We start from the raw sequence: 9,188 nt of genomic DNA on the forward strand, positions 1-9,188 counted from the left end.
CGGGCGGCCGGGCGGGATTCGATGCCGGGTGCCGGCGGTGCTGCGTCATCCGGCAGGTCGATCAGCCGGTCGAGCGTGCAGCCGGTGTAGCAGTCGGTCAGCGCCCGTTCGCCGGGCGCGAGCAGCGCCGCGCCGGCGGCCTCGGCCGGCAGCGGACCGCGCACGCTGGCGAGGATGGCGCGCACTTCGAGATGGGCGTTGTCGCGCGCCGGCAGCCAGCCGCAGGCATCGCTCTCGATGATCAGGCCGTCCTCGCGCAGCCGCGCCAGCAGGTCGCGGATCGCGCGCTGGCGGGCGCAGAGCCTCTCGGCGAGCTCATCGGCGATCGGCGGCGGCAGGCCCTCGCGGTGGATGCGGCCGAGTTCGCGCATCAGCGCCAGCGCCAGCGCCTCGCGCGCGGCGTGGCCGTCGGGCTTGCCGGCGTTCAGCGCCCCCGGTGCCTGCCAGGCGCAGGACACCGTCGCGCCGAGCAGCACGATCATCCAGTTGACGTTCAGCCACAGGATGAACAGCACGGCGCCGGCGAAGCCCGAGTAGATCGCCGAGTAGTTGTTGGAATCGCTGAGCAGGCTCGCGAACAGCCGCCCGGCCAGCGACCAGACCGTCACCGCGAACAGGCTGCCGGCGATCGCCGCGCCCGGGCGCACGCGCGTGTTCGGCAGCAGGCCGTAGAGCAGCGCGAAGGCCGCCATGCCGAGGGCGTGCGGCACCAGCGCGAGCAGCGCGCCGCCGAGATCGGCGAGCGTCAGGTAGCCGCGCCCGGCGAGTCCGGCGAAGGCGCCGCGCACGGTGTCGGTCAGGCCGATGGCGCCGAAGGCGAGCACCGGGCCGGCGAAGGTCACCGACAGGTAATCGGCGATGCGGCGCATCGGCCGGCGCGGTTCGGCGACATCCCAGATCGCGTTCAGCGCCAGCTCGATCTTGTGCACGGTCGTGATCACCGTGTAGAGCAGCATCGCGATGCCGAGCGAGCCGAGCACGCCGACCTGCATCTTGCCGACGAACTCCAGGATGCGGTCACCGACCAGCGCCGCCTGACCGCCGAGCGGCGTCAGCGCATCGCGCAGCAGCGGTTCGAGCACGTCCTTGGCGCCGAAGGCCTGCAGCACCGAAAAGCTCACCGCCAGCAGCGGCACCAGCGACAGCAGCGTCGTGTAGGCGAGGCTGGCGGCGCGATCGAGCAGGTGGCCGTCGAACACGGCCTCGAAGACCGCGATCAGGATGCGCCCGAGCCGGCGAACCGAGGCGTGCGTGGCGGTATCGGTCGGCCGCGGCACACAGGCAGCGATCCAGCGTTCGGGCAGCAGCATCCGTCCTCCTCGATCCGCGCTCTCGACTTCAGGGCTGCAGGCGCCCGATCTGCCAGGCGTCGCCGGTGCGCACGTAGACGATGCGATCGTGCATGCGTCCCGGCCGGCCCTGCCAGAACTCGACGCGCCCGGGGTGCAGGCGGTAGCCACCCCAGTGCTGCGGCAGTTCAACCTCCCGACCGTCCCAGCGCGCCGCCTGTTCCGCAAACTGCGCTTCGAGCGCGACGCGATCGGCGACCGGCTGGCTCTGGCGCGAGGCCCAGGCGCCGATCTGGCTGTCGCGCGGGCGCACGGCGAAGTAGGCGGCCGAGTCGGCACGCGGCAAGGATTCGATGCGGCCCTCGACGCGCACCTGCCGCTCCAGCTCGATCCACCAGAAGCAGAGCGCCGCCTGCGGATGCGCGGCGAGTGCGGCGGCCTTGTGGCTGCCGTAGTTGGTGAAGAACGTGAAGCCTTCGGCGTCGCAGGCCTTCAGCAGCATCACGCGCGCCTGCGGCCGGCCGTCGGGGGCGACGGTGGCGAGCGTCATCGCGTTCGGTTCGGGCACCTGCGCGGCGACCGCCTCCTCGAACCAGCGCCCGAACTGGGCGAGCGGATCGGCGGCGACTTCGGTGACATCGAGCGTGCCGCGGGTGTAGTTGCGGCGCAGATCGGCGAGCGGGGTGGTCACGGCGGACACTCCTTATGGATGGAGAAGGGAAGCGGAAAGGCAAGGGCCGCGCAGGCATCGGCCGGATGCGCGGCCGGAGGAACGGTTGCGGCGGGCGGGGTCTATAAAGGTCCGGGTACGGGAGGCTGCTCCCGTAATCCCAGAGTCCGGATGACCGCCCAGATGACTGCCGCGAGGAGTTCGACATGATGGACACCCAGACCCATAACCTGAGCACCCTGTTCGCCCAGCTCGGCCTGCCGGAAGACCCGGCCGGCATCGACAGCTTCATCCGCGAACATCCGCTGCCGCCGGACATGCTGGTGGCCGATGCGCCGTTCTGGAACCAGACCCAGGCGAAGTTCCTGCACGATGCGCTGCGCGAGGATTCGGACTGGGCCGAGATGGTCGATGAACTGAACGTCCGCCTGCATTGAGCATGGTCAGCCGCCGCTGCGGCGGCGCATGTCCCGACGGCCCGCAGCCAGCGGCTGCGGGCCGTCGCATGTGCGGGCCTCAGCGGTGTCCGGCCAGCGGCCGGATCGCCAGCAGACCCGGCAGCGGACCGAGCGCCAGCAGCGGCAGCAGCCAGGCGATCGGCCAGTGCTGCACGAGGCTGCCGAACAGCTGGATGCTGACGACGGTGATGCCGAAGCCGATCGCCGTCACCCAGGTCAGCGCCGAGCCGAGATACGCCGGCGGTGCGGCGCGCGCGGTCAGCGTCGAGAACTGCGGCGAGTCACCGACGACGGTGATGCCCCAGACCAGCAGATAGGCGAAGAACAGCGGCCCCGGCAGTCCGAAGGCGAGCGGCGCGAGCAGGCAGCACGCGCACGACACCGCGAGCTGCACCTGCGCGACGCGCGCGCTGCCCCAGCGCGGCGACAGTTCGCCGCCGATGATGCAGCCGAGCGCGCCGGCGGCGATCGCCGCGAAGCTCCAGAGCGACACCGCGGGCGTGGTGCCGTGCTGCACGCCCCAGGCGGCGACGATGGCCGGCAAGAAGGCCCACCAGGTGTACAGCTCCCACATGTGACCGAAGTAGCCGAAGGCCGCCGAGCGCAGCTCGCGGCCGGCGAAGATCGTGCGCACCGCGCCGGGGTCGAAGCGCGCCCCGCGCTTCAGCTGCGGGCCGTCCGGCACCAGCCAGTACATCGCCAGTCCGCCGAGCGCCGCGCAGGCCGACACGCCGGCGAGCACGCCGGCCCAGGGCAGCGCCGCGCCGAGTCCCCGCAGCAGGTGCGGGAAGGCCGTGCCGACCACCAGCGCACCGACCAGCCAGCCGAGCGCGCGCCCGAGTCCGCTCGCATACCAGCCGGCCGCGATCTTCATGCCGACCGGGTAGATGCCGGCCAGACAGAAGCCGGTCGCGAAGCGCAGCAGCAGCAGCGCGGCGAAGCTCGGCGGCAGCGCCACCAGCGCGAGATTGGCACCGGCACCGGCGAGCGCGCAGACGAGGAAGACCGCACGCGGCGAAAAGCGGTCGGCGAGCGCGAGCAGCGCGAACACCAGCGTGCCGGCGATGAAGCCGAACTGCACGGCGGCGGTCACGTGCCCGGGCGCATCGGCGGCGAGCCCCCAGTCGCGCTGCAGCTCGGGCAGGATGGCGTTGCCGGCGAACCACAGCGAGGAGCCGGCGAACTGCGAGGCGATGATCACCGGCAGGATGCGGGCAGGGCGTTCGGCGTCGGACATGCGGGCGACCTGCGCAGGCGGGGGAGGGAGAAGGCAGAAGAGCGGCGATCGTAGCCGCTGGCGGCGGTCGCTGCGCCGGCTGCATCGGAGCCAGACGGCGGCGTGGCCCCGCTGCGCAGCGGCCGGAAGCCGGCCACATGAGCGGACCGTCACTGGCAGGCCGGCCGGCGCTGTTTATGCTGCACGGCAGCGGACCGGTGTCCGTGCAGGGGGAAGGTGCGATGTGCATGACGACCAGCCGCAGCGGAGCGGCGCGATGAACACGGCAGCCAGCGACGATCTGCAGACCCTGATCGCCCGTGTCGCGCTCGGTGACGGCGCGGCGTTCCGCCACCTGTACGAACTCTGCGCGCCGCGCATGCTCGGCGTGGCCCTGCGCATCCTCGTGCGCCGCGACCGCGCCGAGGACGCCGTGCAGGAAGCCTTCGTGAAGGTCTGGCAGCGCGCGAGCGACTATTCGGCGACCGCCGGCTCGCCGCTGGCGTGGCTGACGGCGATCGTGCGTCATCAGGCGCTCGACCTGCTGCGCAGCGACAAGCGCCGGCACACCGAATCGACCGACGACGACGACGAGGACGGCCCCGGCCGCCTCGATCCGCCCGACGAGCGGCCCGATCCGCTCGGCCTGCTCGAACAGGCGATCGACGGCCTGCGCCTGCGCGTGTGCTTCGATGTCGTGCCCGAGCAGCAGCGTCGCTGTCTGGCGCTCGCGTACTATCACGGGCTCACGCATTCGGAGCTGGCCGAGCACATCGCCGCCCCGATCGGCAGCGTCAAGGTCTGGCTGCGCCGCGGCCTCGACCGGCTGCGCCGCTGCCTGGAAGCCGCCCCATGAACTACGACCGTCCGCCGCTGATCGATCACCTCGCCGCTGCCTATGTGCTCGGCACGCTGTCGGCGCGCGCGCGCCGGCGCTTCGAGCGGCTCTGCCGCACGCTGCCTTCGGCCGCCGACGCCGTGCGCGACTGGGAGCGCCGGCTCGGCGGCCTCGCCGAACCGGTGCCGCCGGTCGCACCGTCGCCGCAGCTCTGGCACGCGATCGAGCGACGCACGCTCGGCGTGCGCGAACACCCGGAAACCGCCCGTCAGCCCGAAGCGCGCACGCGCCGGGAACGCAGCGAAAGCAGCCGGCTCGGCGACTGGCTGCGGCCGCTGCTCGGTTTCGCCTGCGGCCTGCTGCTCGCCGTCGGGCTGGTGCGGCTGTACCCGCAGGGCTTCGTGCCGGGCGAGCCGGTCGACGAGACCGCGCTGCCGGCGAGCTACATCGGGCTGCTGACCAACGCCGAAGGCCAGCCGGTGCTGCTCGCGAGCATCCGCCGCCACGGCCGCGAGCTGCAGTTCAAGGTGCTGAAACCGCTGACGGTGCCGGCCGGCAAGGTGGCGGTGCTGTGGGCGCTGGCGCCGAACGCCGCCCCGGCCGTGGTCGGCGTCGTGCCGTTCGCGGGCGGCGAGACCGCCGCGCCGCTCGCGAAGGCGACGCTGACGCTTGCCGGCAGCGCCGAGCAGTTGCTGAGCAACGTGCCGAAGCTTGCGCTGAGCTTCGAATCCGCCCCGCCGGCCGCCGGCGCCGCCCCGTCGCCGTTCGCGCTCGAAGGCAACTGCGTGAAGCTCTGGTAGGTCGTCCGCAGCCGCTCGCGCTGCAGGGCAGGGAACCGGCATGACGCCGCAGGCGGTGGTGACGGAGGCGGTCCGGGACTTGCCCGGCGGGGCGCAGCGGATCACTGCGCCGGCGGCGATCCGCACGGCCTACCGCCCCGACATCGACGGCCTGCGCGCCGTCGCCGTGCTGCTGGTGGTGATCCATCACGCCTTTCCGCAGAGCGGCGGCGGCTTCATCGGCGTCGACGTGTTCTTCGTGATCTCCGGCTACCTGATCACCGGCATCCTCGCCGGCGATATCCGCCAGTCGCGCTTTCGCCTCGCCGGCTTCTACGCCCGGCGCATCCGCCGCATCTATCCGGCGCTGCTCGTGGTGCTGCTGGCGAGCCTGCTCGCCGGCTGGTTCCTGATGCTGCCGAACGAACTCGCCACCCTCGGCCGGCACGTCGCCGGCGGCAGCGGCTTCGTCGCCAATGTCCTGTACTGGCTGCAGTCCGGTTACTTCGACCGGCAGGCCGAACTGCAGCCGCTGCTGCACCTGTGGTCGCTCGGCGTCGAGGAGCAGTTCTACATCGTCTGGCCGCTGCTGCTGGCGGGGCTGATGCGCCTGCCGCCGCACCGCTGCCTGCAGGCCGTCGGCGCGTTGCTGCTGCTGTCGCTGCTCGGCTGCATCGTCGTCAGCGAGCATGACCTGAGCGCGGCCTTCTTCCTGCCGCACACCCGCTTCTGGGAACTCGCGGCCGGCGGCTGGCTGGCGCTGCAGCAGGCCGGACAGCGGCCGGCCGCAGACGGCGTGCCGGCGACAGGTACCGGTCGCTGGCCGCAGCATGCCGCGAGCGTGGCCGGACTGTCCGCGATCGGACTCGGCGCCGTGCTGATCGACCGGCATTCGGCGTTTCCGGGCGCCTGGGCGCTGCTGCCGGTGGGCGGGGCGCTGCTGCTGATCCAGGCCGGGCCTGCGGCCTGCATCAACCGTCACCTGCTGGCCCGGGCGCCGATGCGATGGATCGGCCGGATCAGCTTCTCGCTGTATCTGTGGCACTGGCCGCTGCTGGTGTACGGCCGCATCTGGCTGGTCGGCGAACCGGACTGGCCGCAGCGGCTGGCGCTGGTGGCCGTGTCGGTGCTGCTCGCCTGGCTGTCGTACCGCTGGATCGAGACACCGTTTCGCAGCGCCCCGACGCGGCGGGCGCCGCGGCCCTGGTCGCCCGGACCGGTGCGCTTCCTGGCCGGCATGATGGCAGCGACCTTCTGCGCCGGAGTGGTGCTCCATCTCGCCCGCGGCTATCCGGATCGCATGCCGGACAAGCGCGACTACATCGCCTTCTTCGACGATTACCGCTACACCCGCACGCACGACCTGCTGCGCTTCGATCACCACGAGTGCAACTTCTACGACATCGAGAGCGGCCGCGCGAAGACCGCGATCGCCGCGACCTGCCTGCGACCGGCCGCCGCGCACCGGCGCAGCGTGCTGCTGTGGGGCGATTCACACGCCCAGCATCTCGCCTACGGCCTCGACCGGACGCTGCCGGCCGATGTCGCGCTGCTGCACGTCGGCGCCTCGGGCTGTCCGCCGAACGTCGATGACGTGCACCCGGACCCGCTCGACAGCTGCAACCGTGCCAACCGCCTGGCCTGGCAGGCGATCGGCGAGCTGCACCCCGATGTCGTGATGCTCGCCCAGCAGGGCGGGCATTCGATCACGCAGTACGACGCGCTGATCGCACGCCTGCACGCGGGCGGCGTCGCGCAGGTCGTGCTGATCGGGCCGGTGCCGCACTGGCAGCCCTTCCTGTATCAGGTGGTGCTGAAGAAGTACTGGCAGGCCACGCCGGCGCAGATCGGCAGCAACCTCGATCCCGCCATGTTCGGGCTCGATGCCGGCCTGCAGCGCCGCTATGCCGGCATGCCCGGCGTGACCTACGTGTCGATGATCGGCCCGCTGTGCCACGACGGCGCCTGCCTCGCCTACCTCGACGGCGATCGCAAGGAAAAGCTGATGACCTACGACTACGCCCACTTCACGCTGCCGGCCTCCGAATTCGTCGTGCGCACCGTCGTGTATCCGGCGATGTCGGGGCTGCTGAACTGAAGGCGGGCCGCACGGCGCCGGTGGCAGCAAATCCGGGCGGCGGATCGGCAGGCGGGTGCTGTTCTGCTGCCATGCAGCGCTTGTCTGCAGTCGGATGGCCGGGCCGGTGGTCACCCGACTGGCGGTGCCGCAGCCGCAGCCGGTCCGGGTACGGCCCCGGGCGTGGAGCGCGTGGCGTCCGCATTTCCTCTCTCGCCAGGTGCGGCCGAAGGCCGACAGGAGTCCTGCATGTCCAGCATCGCGATCGTGTTCTTCAGCGGCTACGGCCACACCCTGAAGCAGGCCGAGGCCGTGAAGGCCGGGGCTGCCGGGGTCGAGGGCGCCGAGGTGGCGTTCCTGCAGATCGACAGCGACGGCAATCTGCCGGAATCGGCCTGGGAGACGCTGGCCGCGGCCGACGCCATCCTCTTCGGCAGCCCGACCTACATGGGCGGTCCGGCCTGGCAGTTCAAGAAGTTCGCCGACGCGAGCTCCAGGCCCTGGTTCACGAAGGCCTGGAAGGACAAGCTCGCCGCCGGCTTCACGAACTCGGCGTCCACGAACGGCGACAAGTACTCGACCATCCAGTACTTCTGGACGCTGTCGCAGCAGCACGGCCAGATCTGGGTCGGCACCGGCCTGCTGCCGGCCAACGGCAAGGCCAACGGTCCGGCCGACGTGAACTGGACCGCCGGCTTCGGCGGCGCGATGTCGATCTCGCCCTTCGACGCCAGCCCCGACGAAGCCCCGCGCAGCGGTGACCTCGAAACCGCGCGCCTGCTCGGCGAGCGCGTCGCGCAGCTGGCGGGGCGCTTCGCGAAGGGCTGAAAGCCGGCGGCATCGGCCGCCTGCGTTGCGCACGGCGTTGCTGTCCGGCCCCGCTGCCTTTGCCGGAGAGGGGCCGGGCGCAGCGGGCAACGCCTTGTCAGTCCTCCAGCCCCTGCCGTCCGACGTAATCGCGCGCGAACTGCCAGGCGACGCGCCCGCTGCGTGAGCCGCGCGTCAGCGCGTAGCGCAGCGCGTCGCCACGCGCGGTTTCGTCGAACTCGCCGCGGTAGCCGAGCTGCGCGAGCCAGTGCGTGACCACGTCGAGATAATCGTCCTGGCGGAACGGGTGGAAGGACAGCCACAGCCCGAAGCGCTCCGACAGCGACACCTTCTCCTCGACCGCCTCGCCGTGGTGCAGCTCGCCATCGACGATGCGCGCATCGCGGTTCTCGCTCATGTACTCGGGCAGCAGGTGGCGGCGGTTCGAGGTCGCGACGATCAGCACGTTGTCGGGCGGCGCCGCGACCGAGCCGTCGAGCACGGCCTTCAGCGCCTTGTAGCGCGCATCGTCGGCCTCGAAGGACAGGTCATCGCAGAAGATCAGGAAGCGCTCGGGCCGGCCGTCGATGCGCTCGACGATGTCGGGCAGATCGACGAGATCACCGGCCTCGACCTCGATCAGCCGCAGGCCGCGCCCGTGGTATGCGTTCAGCAGCGCCTTGACCAGCGAGGACTTGCCGGTGCCGCGCGAGCCCCACAGCAGCGCGTGGTTGGCCGGCCGCCCGGCGACGAACTGGCGGATGTTGCGATCGAGTTCGGTCTTTGCGCGCTCGATGCACTGCAGGTCTTCGAGCCTGAGCGCGTGCGGCTGCGCGACCGGCTGCAGGAAGCCGCGCCCGGCGCGCTTTCGCCAGCGCGCGGCCCGGTGCACGCTCCAGTCCGGTTCGACCGGCGTTTCGGGCAGCAGCAGTTCGGCGCGATCGAGCAGGGATTCGAGGCGGGCGAGCAGCTCGGGGGTGAGATTCACGGACGGGCTCCGGGCACGGACGGGGCGCGCAGCGTAGCGCCGGGCGGCGGGGCGGGCCAGTTGCCG

General features: G+C 71.8%; 9 protein-coding genes. 5 read left to right on the plus strand and 4 right to left on the minus strand.

What is annotated here, in order from left to right:
- Together PKE44_RS08125 and pdxH are read right to left on the minus strand one after the other, a co-directional pair.
- Nucleotides 1–1,310: YhjD/YihY/BrkB family envelope integrity protein (locus tag PKE44_RS08125; protein ID WP_324549905.1), on the minus strand; the 1,310-nt coding region annotated here is incomplete at its 3' end.
- A gap of 28 nt (nt 1,311–1,338) precedes the next feature.
- Nucleotides 1,339–1,980: a pyridoxamine 5'-phosphate oxidase gene (gene pdxH, locus PKE44_RS08130; protein WP_324549907.1), complete on the minus strand. Its 642-nt coding sequence runs from the start codon at nt 1,978–1,980 to the stop codon at nt 1,339–1,341.
- A gap of 188 nt (nt 1,981–2,168) precedes the next feature.
- Here pdxH and PKE44_RS08135 point away from each other — a divergent pair, with 188 nt between their 5' ends.
- Nucleotides 2,169–2,396: a DUF2789 domain-containing protein gene (locus PKE44_RS08135; protein ID WP_324549909.1), complete on the plus strand. Its 228-nt coding sequence runs from the start codon at nt 2,169–2,171 to the stop codon at nt 2,394–2,396.
- Nucleotides 2,397–2,475: 79 nt separating this feature from the next.
- On the opposite strand, the gene PKE44_RS08140 is transcribed toward PKE44_RS08135, so the two are convergent.
- The gene (locus PKE44_RS08140) at nt 2,476–3,654 is read right to left on the minus strand and encodes an MFS transporter (protein WP_324549911.1); all 1,179 of its coding nucleotides are present in this window, start codon (nt 3,652–3,654) and stop codon (nt 2,476–2,478) included.
- A gap of 256 nt (nt 3,655–3,910) precedes the next feature.
- On the opposite strand from PKE44_RS08140, the gene PKE44_RS08145 reads away from it, so the two are divergent.
- The 4 genes from PKE44_RS08145 (at nt 3,911) to PKE44_RS08160 (ending at nt 8,155) form a co-directional block, all read left to right on the plus strand.
- The gene (locus PKE44_RS08145) at nt 3,911–4,489 is read left to right on the plus strand and encodes a sigma-70 family RNA polymerase sigma factor (protein WP_324549913.1); all 579 of its coding nucleotides are present in this window, start codon (nt 3,911–3,913) and stop codon (nt 4,487–4,489) included.
- Nucleotides 4,486–5,271: an anti-sigma factor gene (locus PKE44_RS08150; RefSeq protein ID WP_324549916.1), complete on the plus strand. Its 786-nt coding sequence runs from the start codon at nt 4,486–4,488 to the stop codon at nt 5,269–5,271. The genes PKE44_RS08145 and PKE44_RS08150 overlap by 4 nt, the downstream gene beginning before the upstream one ends.
- 79 nt (nt 5,272–5,350) lie before the next feature.
- Nucleotides 5,351–7,348 carry an acyltransferase family protein gene (locus tag PKE44_RS08155; protein ID WP_324549918.1) on the plus strand — a complete coding sequence of 666 codons (1,998 nt, stop codon included), beginning with the start codon at nt 5,351–5,353 and terminating at the stop codon, nt 7,346–7,348.
- A gap of 228 nt (nt 7,349–7,576) precedes the next feature.
- The gene (locus PKE44_RS08160) at nt 7,577–8,155 is read left to right on the plus strand and encodes a flavodoxin family protein (RefSeq protein WP_324549920.1); all 579 of its coding nucleotides are present in this window, start codon (nt 7,577–7,579) and stop codon (nt 8,153–8,155) included.
- A 97-nt stretch (nt 8,156–8,252) separates the two neighbouring features.
- Here the strand turns inward: PKE44_RS08160 and PKE44_RS08165 are convergent, their stop codons facing one another.
- Nucleotides 8,253–9,122, minus strand: a complete 870-nt coding sequence (locus tag PKE44_RS08165; protein ID WP_324549922.1) for an ATP-binding protein — start codon at nt 9,120–9,122, stop codon at nt 8,253–8,255.
- Nucleotides 9,123–9,188: the final 66 nt, after the last annotated feature.

The organism is Plasticicumulans sp., assembly GCF_035331805.1.
Classification (GTDB): domain Bacteria; phylum Pseudomonadota; class Gammaproteobacteria; order Competibacterales; family Competibacteraceae; genus Plasticicumulans.

Excerpts from the sequence above, each read along its gene's own strand:
- PKE44_RS08135 (WP_324549909.1), top strand. The coding sequence starts at position 2,169 with ATGGACACCCAGACCCATAACCTGAGCACCCTGTTCGCCCAGCTCGGC.
- PKE44_RS08140 (WP_324549911.1), bottom strand. The coding sequence starts at position 3,654 with ATGTCCGACGCCGAACGCCCTGCCCGCATCCTGCCGGTGATCATCGCC.
- PKE44_RS08145 (WP_324549913.1), top strand. The coding sequence starts at position 3,911 with ATGAACACGGCAGCCAGCGACGATCTGCAGACCCTGATCGCCCGTGTC.
- PKE44_RS08150 (WP_324549916.1), top strand. The coding sequence starts at position 4,486 with ATGAACTACGACCGTCCGCCGCTGATCGATCACCTCGCCGCTGCCTAT.
- PKE44_RS08160 (WP_324549920.1), top strand. The coding sequence starts at position 7,577 with ATGTCCAGCATCGCGATCGTGTTCTTCAGCGGCTACGGCCACACCCTG.